General features: G+C 66.6%; 12 protein-coding genes. 6 read left to right on the top strand and 6 right to left on the bottom strand.

The window, feature by feature from the left end; all coding sequences use genetic code 11:
- Positions 1–8 precede the first annotated feature (8 nt).
- The 6 genes from QZY48_RS23895 to QZY48_RS23920 all read right to left on the bottom strand — a co-directional run bounded on the left by QZY48_RS23895 (position 9) and on the right by QZY48_RS23920 (position 6,477).
- Positions 9–2,516, bottom strand: a complete 2,508-nt coding sequence (locus QZY48_RS23895; protein WP_295435780.1) for a DEAD/DEAH box helicase family protein — start codon at positions 2,514–2,516, stop codon at positions 9–11.
- Positions 2,513–5,029 (bottom strand): site-specific DNA-methyltransferase, encoded by a 2,517-nt coding sequence (locus tag QZY48_RS23900; protein WP_295435782.1) that lies wholly within the window; start codon positions 5,027–5,029, stop codon positions 2,513–2,515. The genes QZY48_RS23895 and QZY48_RS23900 overlap by 4 nt, the downstream gene beginning before the upstream one ends.
- A 30-nt stretch (positions 5,030–5,059) precedes the next feature.
- Entirely contained in the window at positions 5,060–5,398 is a 339-nt protein-coding gene (locus QZY48_RS23905) for a type II toxin-antitoxin system RelE/ParE family toxin (protein ID WP_295435784.1), read from the bottom strand.
- Complete coding sequence (locus tag QZY48_RS23910; RefSeq protein ID WP_295435786.1) at positions 5,395–5,634, bottom strand: type II toxin-antitoxin system ParD family antitoxin; 240 nt, start codon at positions 5,632–5,634, stop codon at positions 5,395–5,397. Before QZY48_RS23910 ends, QZY48_RS23905 begins: the two co-directional genes overlap by 4 nt.
- 67 nt (positions 5,635–5,701) lie before the next feature.
- Complete coding sequence (locus tag QZY48_RS23915; protein ID WP_295435788.1) at positions 5,702–6,121, bottom strand: N-acetyltransferase; 420 nt, start codon at positions 6,119–6,121, stop codon at positions 5,702–5,704.
- 71 nt (positions 6,122–6,192) lie between these two features.
- Positions 6,193–6,477: a DUF1778 domain-containing protein gene (locus QZY48_RS23920; RefSeq protein WP_100923082.1), complete on the bottom strand. Its 285-nt coding sequence runs from the start codon at positions 6,475–6,477 to the stop codon at positions 6,193–6,195.
- Between the two features lie 116 nt (positions 6,478–6,593).
- Between QZY48_RS23920 and chlG the strand changes: the two genes are divergently transcribed.
- From chlG to QZY48_RS23950, 6 genes are all read left to right on the top strand, one after another.
- Positions 6,594–7,502: a chlorophyll synthase ChlG gene (gene chlG, locus QZY48_RS23925; protein WP_295435791.1), complete on the top strand. Its 909-nt coding sequence runs from the start codon at positions 6,594–6,596 to the stop codon at positions 7,500–7,502.
- Positions 7,499–8,842 carry a BCD family MFS transporter gene (locus QZY48_RS23930; protein WP_295435792.1) on the top strand — a complete coding sequence of 448 codons (1,344 nt, stop codon included), beginning with the start codon at positions 7,499–7,501 and terminating at the stop codon, positions 8,840–8,842. Before chlG ends, QZY48_RS23930 begins: the two co-directional genes overlap by 4 nt.
- A gap of 90 nt (positions 8,843–8,932) precedes the next feature.
- Positions 8,933–10,135 carry a geranylgeranyl diphosphate reductase gene (locus tag QZY48_RS23935; protein WP_295435795.1) on the top strand — a complete coding sequence of 401 codons (1,203 nt, stop codon included), beginning with the start codon at positions 8,933–8,935 and terminating at the stop codon, positions 10,133–10,135.
- 227 nt (positions 10,136–10,362) lie between these two features.
- Positions 10,363–11,742 carry a transcriptional regulator PpsR gene (gene ppsR / locus QZY48_RS23940; RefSeq protein ID WP_295435797.1) on the top strand — a complete coding sequence of 460 codons (1,380 nt, stop codon included), beginning with the start codon at positions 10,363–10,365 and terminating at the stop codon, positions 11,740–11,742.
- 663 nt (positions 11,743–12,405) lie between these two features.
- Entirely contained in the window at positions 12,406–13,707 is a 1,302-nt protein-coding gene (locus tag QZY48_RS23945; protein ID WP_295435798.1) for a formylmethanofuran dehydrogenase subunit B, read from the top strand.
- Between the two features lie 256 nt (positions 13,708–13,963).
- Complete coding sequence (locus QZY48_RS23950) at positions 13,964–15,628, top strand: formylmethanofuran dehydrogenase subunit A (RefSeq protein WP_295435800.1); 1,665 nt, start codon at positions 13,964–13,966, stop codon at positions 15,626–15,628.
- Positions 15,629–15,663: the final 35 nt, after the last annotated feature.

Here is a 15,663-nt window from a genome sequence, read left to right on the forward strand (position 1 = left end):
AGCCTATGCTACGCGAACAGTGCATCCAACTGCGGATTTGCTGTCACCAACAACACCTGCTTGCGCACCGCCTCGCTATTGAGCTCCAGGCGGACATAACACTCCCCACCGGCCTTCGATGGCTGCTTGCGGATGAGTTGGATGCGGTGGAATAGATGCCCGTGGCGTTCGGCGAAGCGCGCGAGGCCGACGGCCTTCTCGAAGTTGTCCGCCAGGCTCGGATCGTGGGGCTCCAGGATATCGAACCGGTAGCCGCCAACCGCTGAGCCGGCGGCCTCACCCTGGCGCACCACCACCAGGTCCGGGAACATCGGCCGCTCGGCCCCGCCGGTCAGATAGGGGATCTCCAGCGACCAGGGCTTGCGGTCCTGGTTGCGGAACCAGCCGACAACCTCCGGGTTGCCCACCTCCTCCGCAATCAACTCGCGCTCCCAGGTCTCGAGATCCGCCCGGAAGCGGCCGTCGTCCTCCAGATACAGATGGCGCTCATAGTCGGGCGCACCCTCGGTGCGGCGGAACTCGATCCGCTCCGGCAACCGCCATTGCATCTCCACCGGCTTCGCAGTGGCGAGCCGCAGGCGTTCGTAACGGACGCGATCCTTCTCCTTGAGCTTGCCGATGGCGTGTTTGTGACGGTCATACAGGGCATCGAAGGCGGTCTCGCCCTTGGCCTCCAACCCGGCCATGACGGCATGACTGCGGGCCAGCAGGATGACCTCGACCTTCACGTCCAGGGCCTCGCGGTCGGCGTGGGTATCCCACCAGGTCTGGTGCAGCCCGTTGCCCAGGCGCTGCCCGGCCTCGGAAAACTGGCGCTCAATGTCCGCTTCGGACGCATCGATCTCGTACTCGCGCACCGGCGTAACCAGCTCGCTACCGGTGTCGAGGGTCGTGGTCTTCATCCCGACCCGCATGATGGCCGCCGCCGACTTGGCGAAGGTCCCCGTCGCCTTGAGCCCGTCCAGCTCGGTCCCGAGCCAGGCGACCACCTGCTCCTTGGCCGCTCCCCAGGCCGCCGGCTCGATGTCGTCCAGGTTCAGCCGCCGCGCGAGCCCGACGAAGCGGCGAAGGTGGCCCTGGGCGCGGGCCGCGTTGACCCGATAGGTCACAAGCCCGGCCATGGCCGCGAAGATATCGGCCGCGTCCGTGCGCCGGCTGAGTGTCACCAGTTCGCGGCTGGAGCCGACCACCGCCGGGGGCGCGTGCTCGACGTCCTTCAAATCCTCCACCACCGCCTTGACCGCGGCATCGTCGAAGTAAGGCAGGAACAGATGCACATCGTTCAGGGCTGCGTCCCGCTCGATCCGCCGCGCGAGCGGCGTGCGCACCATGCGCCCGAGCAACTGGGCAATGTAGGTGTGGTCCTCCGCCCGGCGGAAGGACATCATCACCTCGGCCCGCGGGCAGTCCCACCCGGTGGAGAGGCTGGTCTTGAAGAAGACCACGCCGATGCCCTTGTCTTCGTCGATCCGCGAGGCATCAACCCGGCGCACCCGCCGTCCTCCCAGGTCCATGTCCCCGCAATCGTGCAGCGCATGGACCGCCTCGCCCTCCAGCAGCGGCCTGCCGATGGCCTTTTCGATGACGTTGAGCGCCACGCCGAGATCGGTCCGCGACGGCTGCCGCTCGGTGCCGTTCTCCACCTGCACCACCAGGATCGGCCAGACCCGCTGCTCCTGCTCGGCCTTGCAATAGGCGTCCCAGGCCTGGCTCATCCGCACCCAGGCCGCCGCCGCCTCCGCCAACAGGGCCATCTCGGAGTGCCCCGCCTCCTTGGGATGATGGATCGGGATGCGGTCCTTCAGCAGGCCGGAGGCACGCACCTCGGCGACCGGCACACGCACCGGATGCTGGGTGTGGTCGCCGCCCTCCAAGAGATCCGTGAACCGCTTCGGCGTCGCCGAAACTCCGATGACCAACGGCATCCGAATTAGGCCGGTCTCGATATGCCCCAACAGGAAGCGCTGGATTAAGGTGCGGGCTTCTTTGGCCTGCTTGCCCCCAGCCATACCCCGGTGGGCCTCGTCGATCACCACATAGAAGCGATCCGGGATCGCCCGTGCAGTATTCGAGAAGGTCGTCCATATCGAATATTGCCGCCCATCAGTCCCTCCGCGCGTGAGGCGCTTGTCTGTCCCAAGTTTCTGTACGTTGATGAAGTGGATGACGCCGGGTTCCAATTGCTCGCGGTCGAAACCGGCATCGATGGTGACGAGACGCTGCTCGCCGATCCGGTTCGACACCTGATTGATCCGACGCCGAGTCTGCTCGTTCAACTCCGGCATGTCAGAAACCCAGAGGATGGTCGCATCCGGCTGGGCCGGGAGACCCGCGGCATCACCGAACAGGATGTTCTCGAACAGGGCCGCCATAATGACGGTCTTGCCGCTACCCGTGGGGGCCGAGAACGAGATCGCCTGCGGGTTCTGGCTGGACGCATGTTCACGCGCCAGCAGCACCTTATCGCGCAACAACCCCAGCGCCGTCTCCTGGAAGTCGAACAACTCGTACTTCATCGCGTGCCCTCCTGGTTCACGGCGGATCGTCCATCCGCGCTCAGCCGGTCCGTATTGATCAGGAAGTTGTCCAGATAATCCCGGTAGAGTTGAACCATCTCCAATCCTGGGCTGCCCTGACCCAGCACCTCCATCGCCTCGGCCGACAGGTCCTTGAAGGCGTCCGCCGAGTCGGTCACGATGAAGACGCAGCGCAGTCCGGATCGGCCGGACAGTGCGCCGAGCAGGGCCTTGAGCCCAGCCTCGTCCAACAGCACGGCGAATGGATTTCCCGGCGGGGCGAAGAAGACCGGCTCCGACTCACCGCGAGCAAACGCCGGCCGGGGTCCGATAGCCCCAGCCTTGAGCCAGAGCAACGGCAGGATCTCACGGAAGGCCCGCTTCAAGGCCACACGATCCTGGTCCAGGAACTCCAATTTGAAATAGGCCAGATTCGCCGCGAAGCCATCGGCCAGCGGGCGCTTCTCCTCCTCCGCGACCAGGATCGGCCCCAGCAACCCCTGAACCTCGCCCTTCAACGCCTCGAACCGGGCCTTGTTGGCGGTGACGATGTAGAGATCCGTGATGTGGTCCTGTCCGTCCAGGGCCGCGACCCAGTCTTCCGCCGCCGCCTCGTCGAACAGCACGCTGGCCTTGTGGTCCTCGGAGCAGATGAAGGGGCAGGGGTCCGTGACCAGGCTTTGCGGCAGGCCGTCGATCAGGGCCGCGAGTTGCTTCTTCTTGGCGGGGGTATCGAAGGCTCCCGCCGCGACGAATCCGATCTGGGTCACGCGCCGCGGACGCTCGCGCTCGACCGTCTTGCCGGTCAGGTAGTCGCCCGGCAACCGGGTGCCGTCGTCGCGGCGACCCAGAATCGTGAACTTCGAGCGCGGCCAGGTCACCGAGCGACAGATTCCACGATCCTCCCATTGATCGTCGCCGGGCCGCAAACCCCGTGATTGAAGGGCGTCCGCTTCGCTTCCCGCTACTTCGTTATTTGTAACGAGGATACAGCGTCGCTTGCTGCCATCGATGGCGTTAAGGAGGTTCACAGCGTTTAGTGTGGTGCCACTACCAGCAAAGAAATCCACTACCAAGGCATCACTCTTGCCCGCAACGAAGAATCGAATGGCGTCGCGCACTGCATAGATGCTCTTCGGGAATGGGAATTCCCCACCGGGAATGATTTGTTGCAAAATACCTGTGCCGTGACTACCCGCATCATAAGCCGTTTTGTTCCAGACGCTTCGAGGTGCTGTAGACTTCAATCCCAGAGCATACTGAACAATCAACTCGTTTGACTGTCCGCGGCCGGTTACAACGATTTCCCCCCTTTTGATCTTTTCAAAAGAACCCGCAGATAAGTAATAGAAGGGGTACGAGCGCTTCTGGTGATCAATGCGTCCAGTCTTGAACCCTCCTTTTTCGCGGATCGAGCGGAGTGTTTCGGGGACAGCCGACCAGCTATATTGGCGACCATCCTTTATAGGGGGCCAAACAGCGATCGTTCCCTCCGGTATGGGGACACTGGCCTCGCCCTCATCTACTCCTATAGATTCGCCAATAGAGTGAAGGCTGAAATCGGACTTGTTTAAGAAAATCGGATACCAAGATCCTGGGTTGTTCGACCTAAGTCCTTTGCGCCCGGTTCGCGCAAGACCCCGCCATCGCACATGTGTCTCAGATGAGTAGTCTCGCTCGGTTAGCATGTCGCTGCCAAAAGATTGCAGCCGAATATCTCCAATGAATACGAAGAAAGCGTACTCTTCTACGCGTGAAAATTCGTTATATCGCGCAGTACCTTTCGGATTAATCACGATGCTGGTCATTTGCACATTGCAGCCGGGAAAAATTTGCTCTAACAGCAGTCCGAGGCGCAAGTATTCCTTCTCGTCAATTGTGACAATGAGCACGGAATTGTTGGGATTAAGCAGCCGCTTCGCGAGTTTCAACCGCTTTTCCATGAACGACAGCCATTTCGAGTGCCGCCAGGCGTCGTTGCCATCCACGTAGTCGTTGTTGTACTTCCAGTCCCGAGCGCCGGTATTGTAAGGCGGGTCGATATAGATGCAGTCCACCTTGCCGGCGTAGAGATAGGTCAGCAGTTGCAGTGCGTGGAAGTTGTCTGCCTCGATCAGGCAGTGCCAGGGGGCTCCCGCCGGGCCGTTCTGGACCTGATCCATCGGCACCAGGGCGGGGAAGATCGGCTCGCCGAACTGACGTACCACAGTCAACTCGTCGACCGGCCAGTCCCAGGGGTCGCCGGCACCGGGAGCGCCCTCGGGCCGGACGCAGTGGGCCATCCCCTCGCTCACTCGACGCACTCGCCAGAGGTCGGTCAGCGTGCCGCCCGTGCGTGCCACCAGGTCGCCGCGCCGCGGCCGGGCCTGCGGGATGGGGACCAACTCCGGCAAGTGGCGGTCGAACACCAGGCCGAACTTCCTGGTCTTCTGCGCCTGCGCCCACTCGCGCCGCAACTGCTCGCGCAGCCTGGGTTCCTGGACCTGGGCAATCAGATCGTCGATGGCAGACAAGGAAGTTCCTCTTCTTGTGAAGTCGCGGGGTCAGGTGTCGTCGCGGTCCGCCGGTTCCCGCATCCACCTGGCGATATCGCGCTTGCCATGGAGCACGCGCCAGACATCGATGTGGTCGTCGCGCTCGCAGTAGAAAACGAGGTGGGGGTAACGCGCCAAGGGCCAGGAACGCAAGCCCGGCAGGTCCAACTCAAAGGCGTAGCGCGCCGACCCGGTAGCCGGGTGGGCGCCGATGTGGGCGTAGGCCCGCTCCAAGGCGTCAATGAAGCCCAGCGCGGCGGGCGCGGCGTCCGCCGCCAGATAGTCGTCGATGATTGCCTCAACATCCCGCATGGCCCGTTCGCGCGGGATGACGGGCTTGCCGGTCACTGCGCAGAACCCTGGCCGGCACGCGTGCGCAGGGCTTTGAAATAGGCCCGGTCGGCCGGCGCCGCCGGGGCGGAGTCGGCGCCGATGAGCAGCAAGCCGCGCAGCCGTTGCCGATCCTGGTCGCGCCGGATCAGGTCGCGCACGTACTCGCTGCTACTGCCGAAGCGGCGGCCGGCCACCTGCTCGTCCACATAGGACTTGAGCGTGTCGGGCAGGGAGATGTTCATGGTACTCATGCCGTCAGCGTAGCGACGATGGCAAGTTTTGGCAAGACGGGGTGCTGTCGGTTCGGCGCGGGTGGCATCATTTCTGCGCTTCTTTCAGGGGCAGGAAGAGTTGCCGTGGGACCAGCCCAAAAGGTGCAAAACCCTGGTGACGATAAAATGCCTCGGCCTGCTCATTCTTGGCATCAACCACCAGGGCAAAGACCGCCACCTCGGAACGCGCGGCGCGCGTAAGCGCGTCCCAGAGCATGGCGCTGCCGAGACCCCGGCCTTGATCGTCCTGAGCGACGGCCAGGCGACCCAGCCGCGCGACGGGGATCGACGGATACCGCGGCAGACGTTTGACCAGCGACTCCGGCAGGTCGCCCAAAGGGATGCCGGCGGCGGCCAGCGTGTAGTACCCGACCACCCGTAAAGTTGTTGCCTCGACGGCGACATAGCCGGCCGTCAGGCGGCGGCGCATATCCTGGGTGACGCGCTCGGCGAAGTATCGATCCAACGCCTCGACGCCACAGGCAAAGCCCTTTCGGTCATGGTGGGGCGCCAGCGCCTGAAGTCGAAACGGGGCCGTCACTCGGAACCGAACAGTCGGGCGTGGGCCTCTTGGGCGCGGCGCAGCGCGGGCGTCGGGGCCGGGGGATCGAGCAGCGCCTCGACGAAGCGCCGTTGATCCTCGGCGGAAAGCCGGATGATGCTGGTCTCCTCGATGGCGCGGTGCGCGGCCTCCTGCGCGGCAGCAACGACAAAATCGCTGACGCTGCGCCCCTGGATCTCGGCGGCACGTTTGACCAGCACCAGCGCCTCGGGCGCAATGCGCGCCTCGAGGCGCGCGGTGCGGTTGGATGTAACCGGCATGATGGATCTCCTTAAATTTTTCTACCTCATTATGTACGGCAGAGTGACGAACATGTCAAGCGCCGCAAGTGTCAAGCGTAGTTGACAATAGGTGCTGTCAGTTATAACTTACGCCCATGAATGCTCCCGCGCCCCCCCCGGCCGCCGCCGGCCGTCCGTCCCCCGCGGCGGTGCTCGAACTCCTGAAGCCGATCACCTGGTTTCCCCCCATGTGGGCCTTTGCCTGCGGTGTGGTGTCCTCCGGGATACCGATCGCCGAGCGCTGGCAGTATTTCGTGCTCGGGGTCATCCTCGCCGGTCCCATGGTGTGTGCGACCAGCCAGGCGGTGAACGATTGGTTCGACCGCCATGTGGATGAGATCAACGAGCCCCATCGCCCCATCCCCTCCGGGCGGATCCCGGGGCGCTGGGGGCTTTATATCGCCATCATCTGGACCATCCTGTCGGCGCTCCTGGCCGCGACGCTCGGCACCTGGGTCTTCTGGTCGGCGGCCCTCGGGTTGGTGCTGGCCTGGGCCTACAGTGCCCCGCCGGCGCGCCTCAAGGCCAACGGCTGGTGGGGAAACCTGGCGGTCGGCATGTCTTACGAGAGTCTGGCCTGGATTACCGGGGCGGCCGTAATGCTGTCCGGCGCCCTGCCCAACTGGCGCGTCCTGGCCCTGGCCGGACTCTATGGTCTGGGCGCCCACGGGATCCTGACCCTGAACGATTTCAAGGCGATCGAGGGCGATACCCGCATGGGCGTGCGCTCCCTGCCGGTCCAACTGGGCGTCAAGGGCGCGGCCTGGGCCGCCTGCCTTTTCATGGCCCTGCCGCAGGTCGTCGTGGTGCTGCTGCTGTTCGCCTGGGACCGACCGCTCAACGCCGCCGCGGTCGCGGTCGTGCTGCTGATCCAGGTCGGGATGATGGTACGCTTCCTCGGCGACCCGGTCGGGCGCGCCCTGTGGCTCAGCGCGATCGGCGTCAGCGTCTATGTGACCGGGATGATGATCAGCGCCTTCGCGGTGCGGAGTCTCGCCCCGTGAGCAGGCCGGACGGCGCGCCCTTCGGCTGGCTCGGGATCTTCCGGCTCGGGCTGGTCCAGGCCGCCCTGGGGGCCATCGTGGTCCTCACCACCTCGACGCTGAACCGGGTCATGGTGGTCGAACTGGCGCTCCCGGCCATGCTCCCCGGCGCCCTGGTGGCGCTGCACTACGCGGTGCAGGTGCTGCGTCCGCGCCTGGGCTACGGGTCGGACCTGGGCGGTCGCCGCACCCCCTGGATCATCGGCGGCATGGCGGTCCTGGCCGCCGGCGGCGTGCTGGCGGCCCTGGCCACGGTGCTGATGTTCACCGAGCGGACGGCGGGTATGGTGCTCGCGGTCCTGGCCTTCATGATGGTCGGGGGCGGCGTCGGCGCCTGCGGGACCTCGCTCCTGGTGCTGCTGGCCAAGCGGGTCGATGAGCGCCGCCGGGCGGGCGCCGCGACCGCGGTGTGGCTGATGATGATTGTCGGCTTCGTGGTCACCGCGGGCCTCGCCGGGCACTTTCTTGATCCTTTCTCACCGGCGCGGTTACTGCTGGTGAGCGCGGTCGTCTCCGCCGTCGCCTTCGTCGTCACCCTGCTCGCGACCCTCGGGATCGAGGGGCGCACCGCGGCCCCCGCGACGTCAGGGACGCGCCCAACGCCCTTCCGCACGGCCATGGCGCAGGTCTGGTCCGAGCCCCGGGCGCGGCGCTTCACCATCTTCATCTTCGTCTCCATGCTCGCCTACAGTGCCCAGGACCTGATCCTGGAACCCTATGCCGGGACCGTCTTCGGGATGACCCCGGGGGCCTCGACCGGGCTCGCGTCGGTGCAGCACGGCGGGGTCCTCGTCGGGATGCTGTTACTGGCCGTCCTGGGCAGTACCGCCTGGGGGCGGCGCCTGTGTTCGATGCAGACCTGGACCTTCATCGGCTGTATCGCCTCGGCCCTGGCCCTGGGCAACCTCGCCGCCGGCGGTCTGGTCGGGGCCGGGTTCCCGCTGCGTCAGGCGGTCTTTCTGCTGGGGGCCGCGAACGGACTCTTTGCAGTGGCCGCCATCGGCTCCATGATGGGCCTGGTGGGGGAGGGCAGGGAGGATCGCGAGGGGGTACGGATGGGTCTTTGGGGCGCCGCGCAGGCCGTCGCCTATGCCGTGGGCGGCTTCCTGGGTACCGCCGCCATCGACCTCACGCGTCAACTCATGGACTCGCCCGCCCCGGCCTACGCCGCCGTCTTCGGCGCCGAGGCCGTCCTGTTCCTGGTCGCCGCCGCCCTGGCCAAGCAAGTCGTCCGCCCGGACGCAGCCCCCGCGACCGCGACGCCAGTCCTGACCGAGCAGTCCGCCGCGGCCGACTGCTGATGCCTTTTCACTATCGGCAGCATCCTGCCGGCTGTTTATTCTTACTATATCCTGAAATCGCCTTAAGCGATTTCAGGATGGAGGCGGGTGATGATCGACACTGAGCGCTTCGAGGTGGTGGTGGTGGGCGGCGGCCCCGCCGGTGCGACGGCCGCGACCGACCTGGCCCGCGCCGGCCGCTCGGTGCTGCTGCTCGACCGGGCCGGGCGCATCAAGCCCTGCGGCGGGGCCATTCCGCCCCAGGCCATGCGCGAGTTCGACCTGCCGGCGCACCTGCTGTGCGCCCATATCAACTCCGCCCGGATGATCGCGCCCTCCGAGCGCCAGGTGGATATGCCGATCGAGAACGGCTTCGTCGGCATGGTCAAGCGCGATGTCTTCGACGAGTGGCTGCGGGCGCGGGCGGCCGAGCACGGCGCGGTGCGTCGCACCGGCACCTTTACCGAACTGGTCCGCACCGCCGACGGCGATGTCACCGTGCGCTACGCGGTCGAGGTGGACGGCGGCAAGGCCGAGATCCACGAGGTGCGCGCCCGCTGCGTGATCGGGGCCGACGGTGCCCGCTCCCGGGTGGCGCGCCAGTGCGTCCCCGGGGCGGACAAGATGCCCTGTGTCAGTGCCTATCACGAGATCGTGCGCTCCCCCAAGGACGGCGAGAACGGCTTCCAGGCCAACCGCTGCGATGTCTACTACCAGGGCAAGATCTCGCCGGACTTCTATGGCTGGGTCTTCCCGCACGGGGACACCACCAGTGTCGGCGTGGGCACGGCGCAGAGCGGCTTTTCACTGCGCGAGGCGACGCGCGAACTGCGCCAGGCCGCGGGGCTCGCGGACGCAGAAACGCTGCGCCGCGAGGGCGCCCCCATCCCGCTGCGCCCCCTGGGCCGCTGGGACGACGGGCGCAACGTGGTGCTGGCGGGGGATGCCGCCGGGGTTGTCGCCCCGGCCTCCGGTGAGGGTATCTATTACGCGCTGGCGGGCGGGCGCTTCGCCGCCGAGGCGGCGAAGGCCTTCTGCGCCACCGGCGATGTCCGCAGCCTCAAGTCGGCCCGCAAGGGGTTCATGAAGGCCCACGGGCGCGTCTTCTGGGTCCTGGGGATCATGCAGCGCTTCTGGTACTCCAGCGACAAGCGGCGCGAGCGCTTCGTGAAGATGTGCGCGGACCCGGACGTGCAGCAGCTCACCTGGGAGGCCTACATGAACAAGCGCCTGGTCAAGTCGCGGCCGGCGGCCCATATCCGCGTCTTCTTCAAGGACATGGGGCATCTCCTGGGGCTGGTCTCGGCCAAATGAAGAAGTAGCGTTCGCGTCGGCTGAGACTATCGGGACAGGATCAGTAGCGAGTTAAGAACAAGTTAAGCACAATCGTTGTCGTTGTCGTTTTCGTAATCGGAGAAGCGATGCACTTTGGGGTGCGAAAGAACGCGGGGCGCTTCGATAACCTCGATTACGACAACGACAACGACAACGACAACGAAAAGACCTGACAGCGGCCGACAAATGAGTTAAATACGACGACAATGCGCACGGAACCTGTGGCCCTGCCCGATGTGATGCTGGTGCTCGACACCCAGGGCATCATCCGCGATGCGACACTGTCCAACCTGTTCGCCGACGAGGGCGTGGCTGACTGGATCGGCAACCCCTGGACGGACACGGTGAGCGAGTCCGACAGCGAGGGCCTGCGGCGCATGATGGAGTACGCCCGTGAGACCGGCGTCTGCGCCTTCCGCAATGTGACACAGCGCTTCCCCAGCGGCCTCCAGATCCCGGTCGAGTACACGACCGTCCTGCTCGGCGGGCACACCGGGCTCCTGGCCGTCGGCAAGAATCTGCGGGCGGTGGCCGAACTCCAGTCGCGGCTGGTCGAGGCGCAGCAGGCGATGGAGCGGGACTATTGGAAGCTGCGCGAGGTCGAGACCCGCTACCGCCTCCTGTTCAACTCCTCCCGGGATGCGGTCCTGCTGTTGCGTGCCGCCACCCTGCGCATCGTCGATCTGAACCCCGCGGCGGCGGCGGCCCTCGGGATCGGGGCGACCCCGACCAAGGGCGCCGCCGACCTGCGCTTTCCGGAGGCCCTGCGGGTCGACGAGCGCGAGGTCTTCGATGGGATGATCCAGCGCATCCGTGAGCGCGGCAAGGCCCCCGGGGTCCTGTTGCGCCTCGGGCGGACCCAGACCCCCTGGCTGGTGCGGGCCTCCCTGGTCAGTTGCGCCCAGGAGGAGGTCCTCCTGGTCCAACTGGTGCCGGCGGTGCTGGACCAGGCCCCGCCGGACCCGGCCGACCCGGTGCGGTTCGAAGACCTGATCGAGGGCGGGCCGGACGGCTTCGTGGTCATCAGCCACGAGGGTACGATCCTGCGCGCCAACCGTGCCTTTCTGGAACTGGTCCAGATGGGTTCCGAGGCCGCGGTGTTGGGCGAGCCCCTCGGGCGCTGGCTCGGCCGGCCGGGGGCCGACCTCACGGTACTGCTGGCCAACGTGATGCGGCTGGGGGCGGTCAAGCTCTTCTCCACGGTCCTGCACGGCGACCTCGGCACCGAGGTCCAGGCCGAGATCTCGGCCGCCGGCCGCGGCGGCAAACAGGGCGGGACCATCGGTGTCTTCATCCGCGACGTGAGCCGCCGCCTGTCGGCCGCCGACCAGGGTCGGGGCATGGACGGGGTGATGGAGTCCCTGACCAAACAGATCGGCAAGACGACCCTGCGCAAGCTGGTGGATGACACGGTCGCGGTCGTCGAACAGCGCTACATCGAGGCCGCGCTGGATCTGACCGCCGGCAACCGCACCGCGGCGGCGGAGTTGTTGGGACTCAGCCGCCAGAGTCTCTATGTCAAGCTGGGGCGCTATGGGTTGGAGGATGATCCCAAGCTGTTGGCAGATCCGGCGGTGTTGCCTTAGCGAGGGTTTGCCTCAGATCGACCAGTCACAGGTCACAAACCAGGCATCGACAATGGTGTCGGCTGGCGATAAATTGACAGGATTAACAGGATTTCGCAGGATTAACAGGATTTTCGGAAGTGTAGCGCGTAGGTCGCGTTAGGCGCGCGCACCGAGCCTTGCTGTCATCCGCTGCGCATCGAAGCCCCCTGCCTTCAGATAACGGACCGAGACGGTAACCTCAAACCGCGTTCCCCGCAGCGCCGTCGTGTGGGGGACGAGCGTCACCAGGGCACGATCGACGTCCTCTGTCGCCACACTCCTCACCAGACAGGCAGGCTCCGTTGCGGATGTGCACGCGGCCCGCGAAGTCCTCCCGCGCCAAGCCCACGCCAGCACGCCCATCCGCTCGCCGCCGTCGCAACGCGCGGGCAGTCTGTCTCAGCCCTGACACAGGGCACTGACCGGCGCGCCCGCCGTCGCTGCCGAGCCTCGCCAGGGCGGCGATGACCTGAGGCAAAACAGTTCTATCGCGCATTGCGCCGGGCGCCTCGGCGGTGGGAACGGCTCTTGCTTGACCGGCATTGATCGCTCGCGACCCGGTGCCCAGCCCAGTCGCGGCTTACCCTGAAAGGCCGCGTGCCGGCCCAAGACCCGCGGACACCCCGGAGCGACTGCACCACGATGTGGACAAGTGACCCCGCCCAGACACCAGGCAACCTGACCTGCCCCTTCTGCGGCCTCGCGTGCGATGACCTGAGCGTCGCCCCAGGCCCGGCGGATGCCGGCCTGGTCCTGGTGAATGGCTGTCAGACCGCCCGCGGCGCATTCGCCGGCGCCATGGCCGCGGGCCCTGGTACCGCACTGATCAAGGGCCAGCCGGTCAGCCTCGAGGCAGCCCTGGCCCACGCCGCCGGGCTGCTCGCGGCGGCCCGGGCGCCGCTGTTCGGCGGCCTGGTGACCGATGTCAACGGGATGCGCGCCGTGCTGGAGTTGGCCGATCGCTGCGGGGCCCTGCTCGACCATGTCGGCGCCGACGCCCTGTTCCGCAATCTGCTGGTCCTCCAGGACGGCGGTTGGATGACCGCGACCCTGACCGAGGTGCGCAACCGTGCGGACCTGATCCTGATCCTGGGCCGCGAGGTCCCGCACCGCTTCCCGCGGCTGTGCGAGCGGGTGTTGCTGCCCCCCGAGGCCCTCTTCTCGCCGCCCGGAGAGCGCCGTCTGGTCCTGCTCGGCCCCGCGGAACCCGGTCCGCTCCCGGCCGAGTTCGCCGCCGCCAACCCGACCCTGATCCCGGTGGCGTTGGCGGACCTGGCCGGGGTCGGCGCCCTGCTGCGCGGCCTGATCGCCGGTCGGCCGGTGCGGGCCGATGCCATCCCCGGGGTGGCGGGCGCGCAACTAAAGCAGTTAGCGGGCTGGCTGTGCGGCGCCCGCTACGCGGTGGTGACCTGGGCCGCGGGCGAACTCGCCTTCCCCCACGCGGAGTTGACGGTCCAGGCCTTCGTGGAACTGGTCCGCGACCTCAACCGCACGACGCGGGCCGCCGCGCTGCCCCTGGCCGGGACCCTCGGGGACCTGACGGCCAACCAGGTCTGCACCTGGCAGACCGGCTATCCGCTGCGCAGCGGGCGCCAACAGGGCCGCTCCTGCTACGAGCCACTGCTCTACCGCCATCAGGACCTGCTGGCGCAGGGGCAGTCCGACCTGCTGCTGTGGGTCCAGGCGCTGCCGGCCGCCAACCCGGCCGCAACGCCCGCTGCCAAGTGTCCGACCATTGTCTTGGGTTACCCGGGGCTCGCCTGTGGGCGGGTACCGGAGGTCTTCATCCCGGTGGGCCTGCCGGGGATCGACCACCCCGGGCACTGGTACCGCACCGATGCCGTCTGCCCGCTGCCGCTCGGGCAGGTGCGCGACCTGGGGTTGGCGTCGGTGGCGGGGGTGATCGGGAAGCTGAGCGAGCGGCTTGGCGCCACGGCCGAGTGAAAAGGTATTTGTCCGTAAATGAACGCAAATAAACGCAAATGAAGATAATTCGTTTTCCGGCGGCCTTGATCATTACTCCGGCCACGGCGCTCGTGTCGGGGGTGCTGGTCCGCACAGCGGACCCTACGCGGCGTCGTGCCCGTAGGGTCCGCTGCGCGGACCGGGCCTCGCCGATTTGCGTTCATTTGCGTTCATTGGCGGACGACTCCTCTTTCTTGGACATTGCAGCCGCGATGGTCTGTGCAGGAGGGGGCAGATGCTGACCCGGCTCGCCGGCGGCCTGATCTATGATCCCGCCCAGGGGATCGACGGCGAGGTCCGCGACCTCTTCATCCGTGACGGACAGCTCGTCGCGCCCGCACCCGGGGAGGACCCGGACCACACCTATGACCTGCGCGGCAAGTTGGTGATGGCTGGCGCCATCGACCTGCACACCCATATCGGCGGGGGCAAGGTCAACATCGCCCGCACCATGCTGCCGGAGGATCAACGGGCCCATTGCCGTGCCCGCACCGCATTGACGCGCACCGGGGGCGGGCAGGTGGTGCCCTCGACCTTCGCCGCCGGCTATCGCTACGCGGAGATGGGCTATACGACCGCCTTTGAACCGGCCGTGCTGCCGATGAATGCCCGCCAGGCCCACATGGAAATGGCGGACACCCCGATGCTCGACACCGGCGGCTATGCCATGCTCGGCAATGACGACCTGCTGCTCCAGCTCATGAGCGAGGGGGTGGGCCAGGAGGTCATCAATGACTATGTGGCCTGGACCCTGAAGGCCACCCAGTGTATCGGCATCAAGGTCGTCAACCCAGGCGGGATCAACGCCTTCAAGTTCAATGCCCGCAAGCTGGATGTCGATGAGCGCCATCCCCATTACCCGCTCACCCCCCGCGACATCCTGCGGACCCTGAGCCGCGCGGTGGCGGAGCTGGGCGTCCCGCACCCGCTGCATGTGCATGCGAGCAATCTGGGTATCCCGGGTAACCAGGTCTCCACGCTCGCCACCATCGACGCCGCCGAGGGACTGCCGATCCATCTCACCCATATCCAGTTCCACAGCTATGGGGCCGAGGGTGACCGACGCTTTTCATCCGCCGCGGCGGTGATTGCCGAGGCGGTCAACCGCCGGCCGAACGTCACGATCGACGTGGGTCAGGTGATGTTCGGCCAGACCGTGACCGTGTCCGGCGACACCATGCGTCAGTATGCCAACCACCAGCACGCACACCCGCGCAAGTGGACCTGCATGGACATCGAGTGCGACGCGGGCTGCGGGGTGGTGCCGTTCCGCTATCGCGACCAGAATTTCGTCAACGCGCTGCAATGGGCCATCGGGCTGGAACTGTTCCTGATGGTAGACGATCCCTGGCGGGTCTTCCTGACCACCGACCACCCCAACGGCGCCCCCTTCACCAGCTACCCGCGGCTGATCCGGCTGCTGATGGACCGGGGCTTCCGCAATGACTGCCTGGCCCAGATCAACCCCGAGGCCGCCGCCCTGTCCAACCTGGGCTCACTCACCCGGGAGTACAGTCGCAATGAGATAGCCATCATGACCCGCGCCGCCCCGGCCCGCATCCTGGGCCTTGCCGACCGCGGCCACCTGGCTCCCGGTGCGCGCGCCGACATCACGGTCTACCACGACCTGGCGGACCCCGAACAGACCTTTGCCCGTCCCATGCTGGTCTTCAAGGGCGGCGAGCTGGTGGTGGAGGAGGGCGCCGTCACCCGCGTGGTGCGGGGCCGCACCCAGGTGGTCAGGCCCGAGTTCGACCCCGCCATTGAGGGCCGTATCGGCCGCTGGTTCGACCGTTACCACAGCATCCGGCTGGCCAATTTCGCGATCACCGACACCGAGATGGCGGCGGGCATCGGCAGCCCGGTCACCATCCATCCCTGTAATAGGAGAAGTACGTGAGTACGTTAGTACGGAAGTACGTTGGAGCGCGGCGG

Origin of the sequence: uncultured Thiodictyon sp. (assembly GCF_903828115.1) — a bacterium.
Lineage (GTDB): Bacteria > Pseudomonadota > Gammaproteobacteria > Chromatiales > Chromatiaceae > Thiodictyon.